Here is a 19,766-nt window from a genome sequence, read left to right as displayed (position 1 = left end):
ATGCAAATGGCAATACAGCTACTACGTATACAGGCGCTAAAACAATTACATTCTCAGGAGCGAATGCTTCACCAAGTCCAGCGACGACACCAACGGTAGCGGGTACGAACTTTGGTACCGGAACCAGTATGACCTTTACAGCGGGTGTGGCCTCAGCCAGCATGATTTTGTACAAAGCAGAATCAGCTACGGTGAATGCGAGTGATGGTACAATTAACTCGAACACAGGCGGAACTTTGAATGTGACAGTTGGTTCATCGACGATGACGAAATTGGCAGTAAGCTTAGCTAGTCCTCAGATTAATGGCACAGCCTTTACAGGAACGAATACCTTAACTGCACAAGATGCTTATGGTAATACTGCTACTGGATTTGATGCCTCGGCAAACAATGTAACGGTGACTAATTCCTTAGGAGGAACGGTGACTGGTTTAGGATCTGGAGGAACCAATGTATTGAATCAAGCTGGAGACTTTACAAGTGGAGTAGCTAATTTAACTAGTGATGGAATGATTTATACGGGTACCGGTGGTGCTGGAACCTTTACATTCACTCCAGCTACAGGAACAGCGGTGACTAGTTCAAGTGTAACAATCAATGCAGGAGCCGCTACGAAATTAGTGGTAACAGGAACAGGCACACAGACTGCGGGAGGATCTCAAACAGTTACGGTAACTGCACAAGATGCAAATGGCAATACAGCTACTACGTATACAGGCGCTAAAACAATTACATTCTCAGGAGCGAATGCTTCACCAAGTCCAGCGACGACACCAACGGTAGCGGGTACGAACTTTGGTACCGGAACCAGTATGACCTTTACAGCGGGCGTGGCCTCAGGAACCATGATTTTGTATAAAGCAGAATCAGCTACGGTGAATGCGAGTGATGGTACAATTAACTCGAACACAGGCGGAACTTTGAATGTGACAGTTGGTTCATCGACGATGACGAAATTGGCGGTAAGCTTAGCGAGTCCACAGATTAATGGCACAGCCTTTACAGGAACGAATACCTTAACTGCACAAGATGCTTATGGTAATACCGCTACTGGATTTGATGCCTCTGCAAACAATGTAACGGTGACTAATTCCTTAGGAGGAACGGTGACGGGTTTAGGATCTGGAGGAACCAATGTATTGAATCAAGCTGGAGACTTTACAAGTGGAGTAGCTAATTTAACGAGTGATGGAATGATTTATACGGGTACCGGTGGTGCTGGAACCTTTACATTCACTCCAGCTACAGGAACAGCGGTGACTAGTTCAAGTGTAACAATCAATGCAGGAGCCGCTACGAAATTAGTGGTAACAGGAACAGGCACACAGACTGCGGGAGGCTCTCAAACAGTTACGGTAACTGCACAAGATGCAAATGGCAATACAGCTACTACATATACAGGCGCTAAAACGATTACTTTCTCAGGAGCGAATGCTTCACCAAGTCCGGCGACGACACCAACGGTAGCGGGTACGAACTTTGGTACCGGAACCAGCATGACCTTTACAGCGGGTGTGGCCTCAGGAACCATGATTTTGTACAAAGCAGAATCAGCTGCGGTAAATGCAAATGATGGCACGATTAACTCGAATACCGGCGGAACTTTAAATGTGACAGTTAGTCCAGCAAGCATTAATAAATTTGGATTAAATTTGGCTGTAGCTCAGACCAATGGATTAAACTGGACAGGAACAAATACCTTGACGGCTCAAGATACTTATGGAAATACGATTACCTCATACAATGCTAGTTCTAATGCTGTCACAGTCACCAATTCACTTGGTGGAGTTGTGAGTGGGTTGGGTTCTGGATCCAATAATGTAATAAACCAAGCAGGGGATTTTGTCAACGGTGTAGCTGATTTAACAAGTTTAGGAATTAGGTATACGGGTGTTACCGGTACGGGAACCTATACATTTACTTCGGCAACGGGAGGAATTACGGGTAGTGATGTTGTTTTAATCAATGCAGGAGCTGCTATAAAATTGGTAATTACAGGAAATAATTCACAAACCGCTGGAGGAAACCAATTAATTACTATTACGGCAAAAGATTTGAGTGGAAACACGGATATTAATTATGCTGGAAATAAAACCTTAACTTTTTCAGGTGCGAATAGTTCAACGAGCCCTGTTACAGCTCCTACAGTGGCAGGAATAAATTTTGGAACAGGAACCACTGTGAGCTTTACGAATGGAGTTGGAACGGCTAATTTACTTGTATACAAAGCTGAAAGTGCATTAATTTCTGCTACCGATGGAAGTATTTTCTCTGCTGGGTCTGATCGTTTGTCGATTACCGTGGGAGAATCCACCTTTACGAAATTGGCGGTTAGCCTAACAAGTCCTCAAACCAATGGTATTGCTTTCTCTGGAACGAATGCTTTAACGGCCCAAGATGCTTATGGTAATCCAGTGACTAACTTTAGTGCTGCTACTAACAATATCACAATAACTACAAGTTTAACTGGTAGTATTTCTGGATTTACAGGTTCCAATGTGATTAATTCTGCAGGTAGTTTTGTCAATGGAGTTTCTAATTTGGCAGGAGTAATGATTTTCACAGGAACTGCAGGAGCAGGAACCTTTACATTCACTCCAGCTACAGGTACAGCGGTGACTAGTTCTAGTGTGACAATCAATCCAGGAGCTGCTACGAAATTAGTGGTAACAGGAACGGGAACTCAGACAGCAGGAGGCTCTCAGACGGTAACAGTGACAGCGAAAGATGCGAGTGGAAACACAGTAACTGGCTACACCGGAGCTAAAAATATTACTTTCTCTGGCGCATTAGCTTCGGGTAACCCTGCCACCAATCCAACGGTAGCTGGAACGAACTTTGGTTCTGAAACCAGCCTGACCTTTACGGCAGGTGTGGCCTCAGCGACCATGATTTTGTATAAAGCAGAATCTGCTACAGTGAATGCGACCGATGGCACAATTAACTCAAACACCGGTGGAACCTTGAACGTGACAGTTAGTCCTGCTAGCTTCTCTAAGCTGGCTGTTAGCCTAACAAGTCCGCAGATCAATGGAACAGCCTTTACAGGAACGAATACCTTAACGGCACAAGATGACTATGGTAATACGGTTACCACATTTAGCGCCGCTACCAATAATATCACCGTGAGTACTAGTTTAACGGGTGCCATTACCGGATTATCTGGAACCAACATTTTAAATAATGTATTAGACTTTACTAGTGGAGTAGCCAACTTAACTAGCCTAGGCTTGAAGTTCACCGGAACCTCAGGAGATGGAACCTTTACTTTCACTCCAGCTACAGGAACAGCGATTACCAGTTCAAGTGTCACCGTTAACCCAGGAGCAGCTACTAAATTAGTAGTTACTGGAACGGGTACCCAGACAGCAGGAGGAAGTCAGACAGTAACAGTAACCGCCAAAGATGCGAGTGGCAATACAGTAACGACTTATTCGGGAGCTAAAACCATTACCTTCTCAGGCGCTGCCAGTTCCATTAATCCTGTTACCGCACCAACGGTAGCTGGTACTAACTTTGGAACAGGAACGAGCATGACCTTTACAGCGGGTGTGGCTTCAGCGACGATGATATTGTACCAAGCAGAATCGGCTACGGTGAATGCGAGTGATGGAACGATTAACTCGAACACGGGAGGAACCTTGAACGTAACGGTTAGTCCGGCTAGCTTCTCTAAGTTAGTAGTTAGCTTAACAAGTCCACAAATTAATGGAACAGCCTTTACAGGTACGAATACCTTAACGGCCCAAGATGCTTATGGTAATACGGTAACTACGTTTGCGGCCAATACGAATAATGTGACAGTTACAAGTAGCCTGACAGGAACTATTTCAGGTTTAGGATCTGGAGTAAATCATGTGTTGAACCAAGCAGGAGACTTCACGAGTGGGGTGGCAAACCTGACAAGCTTAGGCTTGAAGTTCACAGGAACTACGGGTTCAGGTACATTTACCTTTACTCCCGCAACCGGAACAGCGGCGATAAGTTCTAGCGTAACGGTTAATCCGGGAGCAGCTACGAAATTAGTCGTTACAGGAACGGGTACTCAAACGGCAGGAGGAAGTCAGACAGTAACAGTGACAGCGAAAGATGCGAGTGGAAACACGGTAACTGGCTATGTAGGAGCTAAAACGATTACGTTCTCAGGAGCGAATGCTTCACCGAGTCCAGCGACGACACCAACGGTGGCAGGTACAAACTTTGGTGTAGGAACGAGCATGACCTTTACAGCGGGTGTGGCCTCAGCCAGCATGATTTTGTACAAAGCAGAATCAGCCACGGTGAATGCGAGTGATGGAAGTATTAATTCCAATACTGGTGGAAGCCTGGCGGTTACAGTGACAGAATCTACCATGTCTAAAATTGGAGTGAATTTAGCTAGCACGCAGACAAACGGTGTGGCATTTACTGGAACCAATGATGTATTTGCGTATGATGCTTATGGTAACTTAATTACCAATTTTGATGTATCTCAAAATCATATCACTGTTACGACAAGTTTGAACGGGGTAATTACGGGTTTCACAGGAGTAAACGTATTAACCGCAGCAGGTGCTTTTGTTAATGGTTCGGCTAGCGTTTCGACCAAAATGACTTATACTGGAGAAGTGGGAACGGGTACCTTTACCTTTACTCCAGCTTCCGGAACAGGTATTACCAGCAGTAATGTGACCATTTTACCTGGCGCAGCCACTAAATTGGAAATTACTGGTTCAGGTACACAGACAGCAGGAGGTGCACAAACCATAACCATTACCGCAAAAGATGTGAGTGGGAATGTTGCGACGGGCTATACAGGTTCTAAAGCATTGACTTTCTCAGGAGCTGCTAGTTCTTCAAGTCCAGCTACAAATCCTACTGTTGCAGGTACGGATTTTGGTTCGACCACTAATTTAACTTTCACAGATGGTGTGGCTACGGCTTCCATGGTTTTATATAAGGCTGAATCTGCTACCGTCAATGTTAGTGATGGAGCAATTAATTCAACTACTGGAGGAACATTGAATGTGGCAGTTAGTCCGGCTGTATTCTCTAAGTTGGCTGTCAGCTTAACGAGTCCACAAACCAATGGAACGGCCTTTACAGGAACGAATACCTTAACCGCACAAGATGCTTATGGAAATACAGTCACTTCATTTAGTGCAGCAACAACCAATGTCACCGTTACTAGTACATTAACCGGTACTATCAGTGGTTTAGGAAGTGGTGTTAACAATGTGCTAAATCAAGTGGGTAATTTCACCAGTGGAGTGGCTAACTTAACCAGTCTAGGCTTGAAGTTCACAGGAACCTCGGGTTCAGGTACATTTACCTTTACTCCAGCTACCGGATCAGCAGTTACTAGTTCAAGTGTTACCATTAATCCCGGTGCAGCTACTAGATTGGTATTAACGGGAACAGGTACTCAAACAGCTGGAGGTTCACAAACTTTGACTATTACGGCTAAAGATGCTAGTGGTAATACAGTAAGCACCTACACAGGAAATAAAAATATCACTATATCTGGAGCCAATTTATCTCCAATTCCAAGTACTGAACCGACATTTGCAGGAACAAATTTTGGAACGGAGGCTAGCTTGAACTTTACGGCTGGTGTCGCTTCTGGAACCATGATTTTATATGCCGCTGAGTCGGCAACTATTTCAGCCACCGATGGAAGTATCTCATCTACTGGAGGAGATCGTTTATCTGTAACAGTTAGTCCAAGTACATTGGCTAAATTCACCGCAGATTTAAGTTCTCCACAAAACAATGGAGTAGCTTGGACGGGAACAAATACTTTGACTGCCCAAGATACCTACGGTAATACAGTAAATTATAATGCTAGCAGCAATGCCGTAACGGTTACTAATTCCTTAGGTGGAGTAGTAAGTGGTTTAGGATCTGGAGCCAATAATGTATTAAATCAAGCAGCTGACTTTGTCAATGGGGTAGCCAATCTAAGTAGTTTAGGAATTACTTACACGGGACTAATCGGGTCAGGAACGTTTACTTTTACTTCTGCTACGGGTGGATTTACAGGAAATGATGTAGTGACCATTAACCCAGGAGCTGCTACAAAATTAGTGGTTACAGGAACGGGAACTCAGACAGCAGGAGGCTCTCAGACGGTAACAGTGACAGCGAAAGATGCGAGTGGAAACACGGTCACAGGCTACACTGGAGCTAAAAATATTACTTTCTCTGGCGCATTAGCTTCGGGTAACCCTGCCACCAATCCAACGGTAGCTGGTACGAACTTTGGAACAGGAACGAGCATGACCTTTACAGCGGGTGTGGCCTCAGCGACCATGATTTTGTATAAAGCAGAATCTGCTACAGTGAATGCGACCGATGGCACAATTAACTCAAACACCGGTGGAACCTTGAACGTGACAGTTAGTCCTGCTAGCTTCTCTAAGCTGGCTGTTAGCCTAACAAGTCCGCAGATCAATGGAACAGCCTTTACAGGAACGAATACCTTAACGGCACAAGATGACTATGGTAATACGGTTACCACGTTTAGCGCCGCTACCAATAATATCACCGTGAGTACTAGTTTAACGGGTGCCATTACCGGATTATCTGGAACCAACATTTTAAATAATGTATTAGACTTTACTAGTGGAGTAGCCAACTTAACTAGCCTAGGCTTGAAGTTCACCGGAACCTCAGGAGATGGAACCTTTACTTTCACTCCAGCTACAGGAACAGCGATTACCAGTTCAAGTGTCACCGTTAACCCAGGAGCAGCTACTAAATTAGTAGTTACTGGAACGGGCACTCAGACAGCAGGCGGAAGTCAGACAGTAACAGTAACCGCCAAAGATGCGAGTGGCAATACAGTAACGACTTATTCGGGAGCTAAAACCATTACCTTCTCAGGCGCTGCCAGTTCCATTAATCCTGTTACCGCACCAACGGTAGCTGGTACGAACTTTGGTACCGGAACGAGCATGACCTTTACAGCGGGTGTGGCCTCAGCGACGATGATATTGTACCAAGCAGAATCGGCTACGGTGAATGCGAGTGATGGAACGATTAACTCGAACACGGGAGGAACCTTGAACGTAACGGTTAGTCCGGCTAGCTTCTCTAAGTTAGTAGTTAGCTTAACAAGTCCACAAATTAATGGAACAGCCTTTACAGGTACGAATACCTTAACGGCCCAAGATGCTTATGGTAATACGGTAACTACGTTTGCGGCCAATACGAATAATGTGACTGTTACAAGTAGCCTGACAGGAACTATTTCAGGTTTAGGATCTGGAGTAAATCATGTGCTGAACCAAGCAGGTGACTTCACGAGTGGGGTAGCGAACCTGACTAGCTTAGGCTTGAAGTTCACAGGAACTACGGGTTCTGGTACATTTACCTTTACTCCCGCAACCGGAACAGCGGCGATAAGTTCTAGCGTAACGGTTAATCCGGGAGCAGCTACGAAATTAGTCGTTACAGGAACGGGTACTCAAACGGCAGGAGGAAGTCAGACAGTAACAGTGACAGCGAAAGATGCGAGTGGAAACACGGTAACTGGCTATGTAGGAGCTAAAACGATTACGTTCTCAGGAGCGAATGCTTCACCGAGTCCAGCGACGACACCAACGGTGGCAGGTACGAACTTTGGTACAGGGACTAGCATGACCTTTACAGCGGGTGTGGCCTCAGCCAGCATGATTTTGTACAAAGCAGAATCAGCCACGGTGAATGCGAGTGATGGAAGTATTAATTCCAATACTGGTGGAAGCCTGGCGGTGACGGTTTCTCCAAGTACTTTAGATAAGTTTGCTTTGGCATTTACTTCTCCACAAAGTAATGGTGTAGCCTTTACTGGTACAAATACCGTAACTGCCCAAGATGCTTATGGAAATACGGTAACGAGCTTCAATGCTTCTACCGATAATTTAACAGCTACTACTACATTAACAGGAACCATTTCTGGTTTGTCAGGCGGTAATGTGTTGAATAACGCAAGTGATTTCGTGAATGGTGTGGCCAATGTAACGGGTCAATTTACCTATACAGGGGCAGTTGGTACAGGTTCAGTTACCTTCACCTCGGCCTCTGGTAAAACAGGTTCAGCTAATGGAGATATTGTGGCTGGAACTGCTACCAAATTAGTAATTACCGGTTCAGGTTCTCAAACAGCAGGAGGAACCCAGTTGATAACTTTGACTGCTAAAGACCTAAGCGGAAATACTGTTTTAACTTATTCAGGAGATAAATCATTGACCTTCTCTGGGGCTGCTAGTTCATCAAGTCCGGTGACAGCACCAACTGTTGCCAATAAAAATGCGGTTGACGTGAATTTCGGTTCGGCTACCGTAGTAACATTTACCAATGGTGTGGCCACGGCTAATATGAAATTATACAAAGCTGAAAATGCCACCATTTCTGTGACAGATGCTTCTATTTCTTCATCTGGATTAGATCGTTTATCGGTCACTGTTTCTGAATCTAGTTTTACTAAAATGGCAGTTAGTTTAGCTAGTCCACAAATTAACGCAACAGCCTTTACAGGAACCAATACCTTAACCGCCCAAGATGCTTATGGTAATACATTTACCTCATTTGATGCATTACAAAATAATATTACAATAACAAGCAGTTTGACTGGAACCATTTCAGGATTTTCAGGTGGAAATGTTTTGATAAATAACGACCGATTTGTTAATGGTGTCGCTGATTTATCCAATCACTTGACGTTTACTGGAACTTCTGGAACTGGGACATTTACCTTCAGCCCAGCCACTGGTACTGCGGTTACTAGTGCTAATGTTACTTTAAACGCTGGTGTAGCCGTTAAATTAGTGGTGACTGGTAATGCTACCCAAACAGCAGGTGTTGCTCAGACCATTACGGTAACCGTCAAAGATACTAGCAATAATATAGTAACTGGATATACTGGTAATCACAACATAACCTTCTCTGGTGCTACTGTTTCACCAAGTCCAGCCACTACGCCAACCGTAGGAGGAACGAATTTTGGAACTGAAATGGTATTGAACTTTAGCAATGGTGTGGCAACTGCTAGCATGATCTTATACAAGGCTGAAACAGCCAATGTGGCAGCAAGTGACGGAAGTATATCTTCTCTTGGCGGGAATCGATTAACCGTTACAGTTAGTCATGCCGCTTATGCCAAATTAACTGCGAGTATAGCTACTCCTCAAATTAATGGGGTGGCTTTCACCGGAACTAATACCGTGGAAGCAGAAGATGCTTATGGAAATACCGTAACTACATTTTCGGCAAATACAAATAATGTGACCGTTAGCACTACCTTGACAGGTACAATTTCCGGGTTAGGTTCAGGTAATAATCATGTCTTAAATCAAGCAGGTGACTTCGTGAATGGAGTTGCTAATTTGACTAGTTTAGGAATGAAATTTACTGGAACTGTTGGCACGGGAACCTTTACTTTCACTCCTCAGACAGGTACTGCCGCGACCAGTGGATCGGTGAATATCAGTGCAGGAACAGCCATTAAATTTGTCATTACGGGTACAGGTTCGCAAACGGCTGGTACCTCACAAACTATTTCCATCACGGCTAAAGATGCTCAAGGAAATACAGCAACAGGATATACAGGAGCACATACCATTACTTTCTCTGGTGCCAATAGTTCTAGTAGCCCAGTTACTGTTCCGACCATAGGTGGAACTAACCTAGGAACAGGTGTTAGTCTTAGCTTCTCCAATGGTGTGGCTACTGCTTCTATGTCATTATACAAAGCGGAAACAGCGAACATTGCAGCGAGTGATGGTAGCTTGGAAGCTGCTGGTGCTGATCGATTAACGGTAACAGTTTCAGAAGCCAGCTTTAATAAATTGGCCATTAGCCTTGCTAGTCCGCAAGTCAATGGTTCAGCCTTTACGGGTACTAATACCCTAACAGCTCAGGATGCTTATGGTAACCCCATCAATAGCTTCAATGCTTCAGCCAATAATATCACCGTTACGACTACCTTAACAGGAGCTATCAGTGGATTATCAGGAACCAATAAATTATCCAGTGCAGGCGACTTTACGAATGGCGTAGCTAATTTAACCAGCTTAGGACTGACCTTTACGGGTACTTCAGGAACGGGTACATTTACTTTCACCCCTGCCAGTGGAACGGCTATTACTAGTTCTAGTGTAACGATTAACCCAGGGGCAGCTACGAAATTTATCTTGACGGGAACGGGTACATTGACCGCCGGAGGAAATCAGACAGTCACAATAACGGCCAAGGATGCTAGTGGAAATACAGCTACAGGGTATACAGGAGATAAGTCGATTACTTTCTCTGGGGCCAACAACTCGACTAACCCTAATACAGCTGCCACAGCAAGAGATAAAGACAATGTTGACATTAATTTTGGTACAGCGACTACCATCAACTTCAGCAATGGAGTAGGAACCGCTTTAGTAAAATTATACAAAGCAGAAACCGCCCAATTAGTAGCTACCCAAGGAGCTGTTACAACATCGGGAGTGGATCGTTTATCGGTTGTAGTTAGTCCAGCCGCTTACAGTAAATTAGCCGTTAGCTTAGCTAGCCCACAAACCACGGGAATAACCTTTACCGGTACGAATACCTTAACAGGACAAGATGCTTATGGCAATACCGTGCCTAGTTTTGATGCCAGTGCCAATAATGTAACCGTTACTAGTAGCCTTACTGGAGCTATTACAGGATTATCCGGTACCAATATTTTGAACAATGCGGGCGACTTTGTAAATGGGGTAGCCAATTTGACCAGCTTAGGATTGAAGTTTACTGGGACCTCTGGCAATGGAACCTTCACGTTCACCCCGGCTACAGGAACAGCAGCCACGAGTGGTACTGTTAGCATCAGTGCAGGTGCTGCGGTTAAATTTGTGATTACGGGTAATGTTTCAGAGACTTTAGCCGCTGAAAATCCAGTTATTACAATTACAGCTAAAGACTCGCAGGGCAATACGGCTACAGGGTATACGGGTAATCATACGCTTACTTTCTCCGGTGCCAATAATCCTTTATTAACTAATGATGTACCTCAGGCCAATGAAGCAAACTTAGGTACAGCCACAAGTGTTAATTTTACGAATGGAGTTGCAACAACTAGCCTATTTTTACCTAAAGCAGAAACCGCTCTTATTGCTGTTACAGATGGAACGATATCTGCTTCAGGGGCGGATCGTTATTCAATTACCGTTTTACCTGAAAGTTTCAACACATTAATTCTCAATTTAACTAGTCCGCAAGTAGTTGGGACGGCTTTTACAGGAATTAATACGTTAACTGCGACGGATATGTATGGAAATACAATAACCGATTTTGATGCAAGTCAAAACAATATAAATGTTACAACTAACTTAACTGGGGAGGTCAAGTACCTTGGAATGTTGCGTTCAACACAAAATCAATTATATAGATCAAATGATTTTGTAAATGGGGTTGCAGATTTAGGTAGCTTAGGTTTGACTTTCACGGGAACTGCAGGAGTTGGAACCTTGACTTTTTCCTTTACATTAGATGGTACTCCCAAGTCAGTTACCAGTTCAAATATTACTATAAACGCAGGACCGGCGACCAAGTTTGTGGTAACGGGAACTGGAACTTTAACGGCAGGAGGTAATCAGCTTGTAACCATAACTGCGAAAGATGCTAGTGGAAATACAGCCACTACTTACAGCGGAGATAAGTCCATTGTGTTCTCGGGTGCTACAAGTTCTACTAACCCAAGTACAGCTCCAACTGCCCGCGATAAAGATAATTCGGATATTGATTTTGGTACCGCTACGGTCATCAATTTCAGTAGTGGGGTAGGAACGGCTTTGGTTAAATTATATCAAGCAGAAACAGCCCAGTTAGTGGCCACCCAAGGAGCGATCACTACTTCCGGAGCGGATCGTTTAGCAGTAACGGTTTCAGCTAGTACACTGAACAAGTTTGTGGCAAATTTAGCTAGTCCTCAAAGTAATGGAGTAGCCTTTACAGGCACCAATACCTTAACGGCCCAGGATGCTTATGGTAATACGGTTACCTCTTTTGCTGCTAATGCTAATAACGTAACGGTAACAAGTACTTTGACCGGTACCATTACTGGTTTAGGTTCTGGAAATAACCATGTATTAAATCAAGCTGGTGATTTCTTGAATGGAGTGGCTAACTTAACTAGTTTAGGCCTGAAGTTTACGGGTACTGCTGGTACGGGTACTTTCAGTTTTGCCTCTGCCACAGGTGGAGCTACAGGAACTAGTGGCAATGTGACAATCAATGCAGGTGCCGCTACGCGATTAGTCATTACAGGACCTAGTCCAATTACAGCTGGAACCAGACATGCAATTACCATCACTGCCAAAGATGCACAAGGAAATACCGTAACTACTTATACTGGAGTAAAAGCCTTGACTTTTTCTGGAGCAGGTGTTTCGCATAACCCAGCAACAGCCCCATCAGTAGCGGGTGTTGATTTTGGAAACAGTACCAATGTGACATTCACCAATGGTGTTGCAACACCTAATATGATTTTATATGAAGCTGCTTCCGTGAACATCGTTGCCAATGATGGTAGCATTGCTTCCTCGGGTGGAGATCGTTTAGCAGTTACTGTGGTTCATGACATCATAAGTAAATTTGAATTAGACTTTACTAGCCCGCAAACAAGTGGATTAGCTTTTACGAGTGTGAATAACGTGATAGCTCAAGATGCTTATGGTAATACCGTTTTAAACTTTGACGCATCTAGCAATAATGTGAATGTCTCCTCAAGTTTAGGTGGAAGTATCACAGGATTATCTGGTGTTAATAAACTATCAAGTAATTTAGATTTTGTCAATGGAGTTGCTGATGTAAGTAATAAGTTAATTTATACAGGAACTTCTGGTTCGGGTACAATTACCTTTAGTTCTACCACAGGTGGTGCTACGGGTTCAGCCAATATGGTGATCAACCCAGGAGAAGCCACCAAATTTGTCATTACAGGAAATGCTTCTCAGGTTGCTGGTGTCGATCAAAGCATTACCATTACCGCCAAAGATGCGAGTGGTAATACTGCCACTAGCTATACAGGAACCAAGAGTTTAACCTTTAGCGGGGCCAATAGTTCTTCAAGTCCTGTTACGGTTCCTACCATGGCGGGGACTAATTTTGGAACTGCAACCAACATTTCATTTACCAATGGTGTGGGTATTGCAACATTCATTCCGTATAAAGCGGAAACAAGTCAATTAGTAGCTACTCAAGGAGCCATAACAACCACAGGTTCGGATCGTTTGTCTGTCGTGGTTTCTGCGGCTAGTTTCAATAAATTTGTGGTGAGCTTAACGAGCCCTCAGACCAATGGGGTAGCCTTTACAGGAACGAATACCTTGACGGCTCAAGATGCTTATGGTAATACTTCATCATACAATGCATCTACCAATCCAATAACGGTTACCACCACTTTAACGGGTACCATTAGTGGATTGTCTGGAACTAATATTTTAAACAATGCAGCTGATTTTACAGCGGGTGTTGCCAACTTAAGTTCAAATTTAATTTTCTCAGGTACGGTAGGCACGGGTACATTTACCTTTACGCCAAACACTGGTTCAGCAGTAACCAGCTCCAATGTAACCATTGGTTCTGGAGCGGCTACTAAATTTGTTATTACGGGTACAGGCACCCAAGTAGCAGGGGCCACCCAAACGATGACCATCACGGCTAAGGATGCCAATGGGAATACTGCCACTACCTATACTGGAAACAAGGCCATTACCTTCTCAGGAGCTAATTCGTCGCCTAATCCGGTAACAGCACCTAATGCAACAGATAATGGAAGTGCTTCTGTGGATTTTGGTACAGCTACTACCATCACCTTTACCAACGGTGTTGCTACGGCAGATTTGAAATTATATAAAGCAGAGACAGCCAACATTGCTGCTAGTGCATCAGGAATCAATGCTTCTACGGGTGGAGACAGATTGACGGTGGCGGTAAGTCATGGTGTAGCTACTAAGTTTACAGTAGGTTTAGCTAGCCCTCAAAATTCGGGTGTTGCTTTCACAGGACTAGATACCTTGACGGCCTATGATGCCTATGGAAACGTGGCAACTAGCTTTAATGCTGCTAGCAATGCCATCACAGTAACATCTTCATTAACAGGTACGATATCAGGATTAAATGGTTCCAATGTATTGAACAATGCTGCTGACTTTACTTCGGGTATTGCTAATTTATCGGGTAGATTAATTTTTACAGGTACGGCAGGAACGGGGACTTTCACCTTTACTCCAGCCTCGGGTACACCTGTAACCAGTGGAAATGTAACCATAGGAGCGGGTACTGCCACGCGCTTGGTGGTAACAGGTTCAGGAACCCAGACCGCCGGTAGTCCTCAAACGATAACAATAACGGCAAAAGATGCTTCAGGAAATACAGTAAGTACCTACACAGGAGATCATGCCATTACTTTTGGCGGGGCGAATTCATCTACAAATCCAGTTACAGCCCCTACCGTGACTGATAAAACGGCAGCCGCAGTTAATTTGGGTACAGCTACCACCATGACCTTTACGGCGGGTGTTGCTACGGGAAGTATGACCTTGTACCATGTTGAATCTGCCTTGATTACATCTAGTGCAACAGGCATTACAGCTTCTTCAGGTGGAGATCGTTTGTCTGTGGCAGTTAGCCCAAGTGTAGGAGCGAAATTTACAGTGAGCCTAACAAGTCCACAAACGAGTGGACAATCCTTTACAGGAACCAATACCTTAACCGCTTACGATACATGGGGTAACGTGGCAACAGGATTTAATGCCGCTACCAATAACATTACTGTTACTTCTAGTTTGACCGGAACCATAAGTGGTTTAACGGGGACTAATAAATTAAATAATGCTAGTGATTTCACCAATGGAGTTTCATCCATTGCAGGATTAACCTTTACTGGAAATGCCGGAACTGGTACCTTCACGTTCACACCAGCTTCAGGTACGGCGGTGACTAGTTCAAATGTCACCATTGGTGCAGGTTCGGTAAGTAAATTGGTTATTACTGGCTCTGCTTCTCAAACCGCTGGAGTTGCTCAAACCATTACTATTACTGCGAAAGACGGAAATGGAAACACTGTGACAGGTTATACAGGAGATAAGACTTTAACCTTCTCGGGGGCAAATAGCTCAACCAACCCTGTAACCGCACCAACGGTAACGAATAAAAATTCGTCGGCCATTAATTTAGATTCTAGTACCCTGGTAACCTTTACCAATGGAGTTGGAACGGCTTCTATGGTATTATACAAATCAGAATCAGCTTTAATTTCCGTGACTGATGGAAGTGTAAGTTCTTCTGCCACAGAGGATAAATTAAGTGTTTCCGTAAGTGGAACTACAGCTTCTAAATTGGTAGCTACCGCCTTATCGCCAGCTTATCCAACCATGGGATCTAATAACGTGACCTTAAATGCATTGGTACAAGATCCATATGGTAACCAAGTGAATGTCAGTTCAAATACAACCTTGCAACTAGGCTTAAGCATTGGTGGTGTAGATAAAACAGATAAATTAGTTCGTACCACGGCTGGAGGCGTATTGTTGGCCAACCCAGTAACGGTAACCATCAATGCAGGAAGTAGTTCATTCTTGATTGATTATTTGAGATTTACGGAATCAACTAGAAATGCACCATCTTATACTTACAATAATAATGCCATTGTAACTACCACCGCTATCTCTGGAATGAGCTTAACAGCTAGTTCAACGGGATCATTTACCATTACAGAAGGGGCAATTTACCAACCAACCTCTAGTGGTAACTGGACGGCAGTTGGTTGGGAGGTTTCTACCGATGGTGGAAATACATTTGGAGCAAGTTCTGCTCCAACACAAACTTCACAAGGTGAGTATGATATTGTTAAAATTCCATCTGGAATTACTACTACGTTAAATACCAATATTGAATTATATAGTTTAATCATTGACGGAGTATTTGATTTACCATCAGGTAGTACGTTAACGTTAAAACATGCATCTAACCCAGCTGCAGAATATAATATTCACACCCACGGAACATTCAAAAACACAGGAGGAACCTTTGTCAATGAATTATCCACGGAGTTATTAGTATTCCATGGTGGTACTTATGAACATGCTAGAAATGGTGGAGTTATTCCAGCATCTACTTGGTTAAGTAATGCAGGCGCTAGTACCAATGCCTTATTGAAAGTGACTGGTATTACTTCTACGGCATTGACAGGAGGTTTGGATCAAAGTTTCATGAATGTGGAATGGAATAACCCTTCTCAGGCAGTGACTCAAACTTTGCATGGAAATATAAGTGTGTCACAAAACTTTAATCTGGCTAGTGGAGATTTAGCTATTGGTAGCAATACATTGACTTTGAATGGATCTGTGTCAAGCATCACAGGAAATCTACTAGGTAGTTCAAGTTCTAATTTGGTGGTTAATACCACTTCTGGAACTCCAACCTTGACATTCAAATCAGGCTCGCGTCAATTAGGTAATTTAACCGTTAATACTTCATCCGGAATTGCCTTGGATTCTGATGTATTAATCAATGGAACTTTGGAATTCCAAAATGGAAAAGTAGTTACTAATGGAGCCAATACCTTAACCTTATCTAGCGGTGCGAGCATTTCGGGCGCAAGTAGTTCTAGGTATGTTCAGGGCAAATTAGCTAGAGGCATTCCTCAAAACTCCAGTACGGTGAATTTCCCAATTGGAGATTCGGGCAATTATGCACCATTAAGCTTATCGTTTGCTGGTAGATCAGGAAATCTAACCATTACCACTTCTACGACTGTTCCAGGAGCAGCACCAGCCGTTTCATCAGGTATTAGTCAATCCAAATACATCAACCGTTATTGGACAATTAATGACCTAGATAATACTTCTGGTACCTATACCTCTATGGATGCTACACTGAATTATGTAGCAGGAGATATTCAAGGAAGCGCCAATACAGCAGCATTAATTGTAAGAAAGAAATTAGCAGATGTATGGTCGATTGGCAATGCTGGAACCAGAACGGGAACTTCGGTACAAAGTTCAGGATTTACTTCATTGGGTGATTTTTATGCTGGTGAAACTGCCGGAACTACCAAGTTTGTCTTAAATGCCCCAGCTGATATTGCTGCCGGTACTAGAGCTGCGTATACCGTTTCTCGTCGTGATGTAGCCAATTTATCCAATACCATTGGTGCACAAACTGTCTACCTATACAGTACGGGTGGAACCTTCCATAGTACTGCTAACAATGGAAGTATCATTACTTCGGTTACTATCGCAGATGGAGACTCTACGGCTAATTTCTGGTTTAGAAATACTCTTGCCGGAAATTACACAGTAACGGTTTCTGAGGCCACTCCAAGCGCCAATGGTGCCACTGGAATTTTAGATGCCTCTGATAATATTTCAGTCAATCCAGCCAGTGTGGATCCTGCTGTGTCTACCTTATTACCGACCACTGCTAGCATTACAGCAGATGGCGCAAGTACACAGCTATTAACCGTTAGAGCCAAAGATGAATTTGGAAATAATTTAACTGGAGGAGGATTAAGCGTAGCCATAACTAAACTTTCTGGTACAGGAACTATTGGTACTGTCAATGATGCAGGAAATGGAACATACACCGCCACGGTCACAGCACCTAGTGCATCAGGTTCTGGGGTATTTGTTGCTACTATTGGGGGAATAGCTGTAAAAAGTGGTTCTGGTGTTCAAACAGAAGCTACTATTACTTATGTGCCAGGAGCTATTGATGCTGCTATCTCTACCTTATTACCTAGCACAGCCAGCATCGCAGCAGATGGTGTAACGACCCAGGAATTAGTTGTTACTGCCAAAGATGCCAATGGAAATAATATTGGAGTAGGAGGGGCTACCGTGGCGATTACTAAACTATCTGGTTTAGGAAGCATTAGTTCGGTTACGAATGTTGGAAATGGTACTTATACAGCTACTGTCACATCTACGACCACCGCTGGTACAGGAGTTTATGTGGCTACTATTGGAGGGATTGCCGTGAAAAATGGGGGAGGTTCTCAGACTCAATCCACCATCACTTTTGAATCTGGTGCAGCTAGCAAACTGGTAATAACAGGAGCAGGAACCCAAACAGCTGGTGGATCCCAAACCATTACGATCACTGCCAAAGATGCCAATGGAAATACCGCGACTTCTTATACAGGAGCTCACTCCATTACCTTCTCAGGTGCTGCAAGTTCGTCAAGTCCTGTTACTGCCCCTACGGTGGCAAGTACAAACTTTGGAACATCGACCAGTTTGACCTTTACCAACGGTGTAGCTACTGCTTCTATGAGCTTATTTAAAGCTGAAACAGCAACTATTTCAGGAACAGACGGTACTATTTCTTCGGCAGGAGCGGACCGTTTAACTGTCGTGGTTTCTCCAACCAGCTTTAGCAAATTGGCTGTAAGCATGTTGAGTCCACAAATTAATGATACTGCCTTTACAGGCACTAATACCTTAACGGCTCAAGATGCCTATGGAAATACGGTTCCAACTTTCAGTGCAGCTGATAATAATGTAACTGTAAGTACTACCTTGACAGGAACCATTAGTGGTTTAGGTTCCGGAGGAAATCATGTATTAAATCAAGCGGGCGACTTCACTAGTGGAGTAGCGAACTTAACTAGCTTAGGGATGAAATTTACTGGAACCTCAGGAGCAGGAACCTTTACCTTTACCCCAGCTAGCGGAACTGCTGTAACAAGTGAAAGTATTACCATCAGTCCGGGTACCGCAACGAAATTTGTGGTGACAGGTAATTCCACACAAACAGCGGGTGGTAGTCAAACAATAACGATTACAGCCAAAGATATTTCGGGTAATACGGCAATAGGATATGCCGGAAGTAAATCTGTTACCTTCTCTGGAGCAGCTAGTTCCACTAATCCTTCGACTGCACCAACAGTGGCGAGCACTGACTTTGGAACCGCGACTTCTTTAACTTTTACAAATGGGGTAGCTACAGCGGCTTTGGCTTTGTATAAAGTAGAATCAGCCAACATTGTGGCAACTCAAGGTTCAATTACTACAGCAGGATCGGATAGATTGTCCGTTTCTGTTTCTGCTGCCGCCTTCTCTAAACTCGTAGTGAGTTTAGAGAGTCCTCAAGTTTCTGGAACAGCATTTTTAGGCACCAATGAGTTGACAGCGCAAGATGCTTATGGTAATACAGTTACGACCTTCAATGCCGCAACAAATAACGTTACTGTAACTACGAGCCTAACAGGTACTATCACAGGATTTACAGGGGGCGATGTTATTCAAGGAGCTGGTGAATTCGTGAATGGAGTAGCAAATTTGACAACAAAATTGACCTTTACTGGAACCTCAGGAACAGGAACCTTTACCTTTACTCCAGCTACAGGAACTGGGGTAACTAGCTCCACGATTACGATCAATTCAGGCGCGGCCACTAAGTTGGTTATTACGGGTACAGGTACACAAACAGCTGGCGTGGCTCAAACGATCACAATAACCGCCAAAGACGCTAGTGGCAACACGGCTGCTGGTTATAACGGTATTCGCACTATTACATTCTCAGGAGCAAGTAATACTACTAGTCCAAACCCATCACCAAGGGTAGCATCGACGGATTTTGGTTCAATTACGAATCTTAACTTTACCAATGGAGTAGCCACAGCCTCGATGACCTTATACAAAGCGGAATCGGCTACTATTTCGGGAACAGATGGAAGCATTTCATCTTCAGGAGCAGATCGTTTATCGGTTACTGTATCACCAGCTAGCTTCGCTAAATTGGCAGTTAGTTTAACAAGTCCACAAATC

At 43.8% G+C, this 19,766-nt stretch carries 1 protein-coding gene; it reads left to right on the top strand.

What is annotated here, in order from left to right:
- Positions 1-19,766: invasin domain 3-containing protein (locus SKC36_RS12255; RefSeq protein WP_459466068.1), on the top strand; the 19,766-nt coding region annotated here is incomplete at both ends.

It is taken from the genome of Aquirufa sp. OSTEICH-129A (assembly GCF_054558355.1).
The sequence above is the reverse complement of the archived record's forward strand: the minus strand, read 5'-3'. Positions and strand labels throughout refer to the sequence as shown.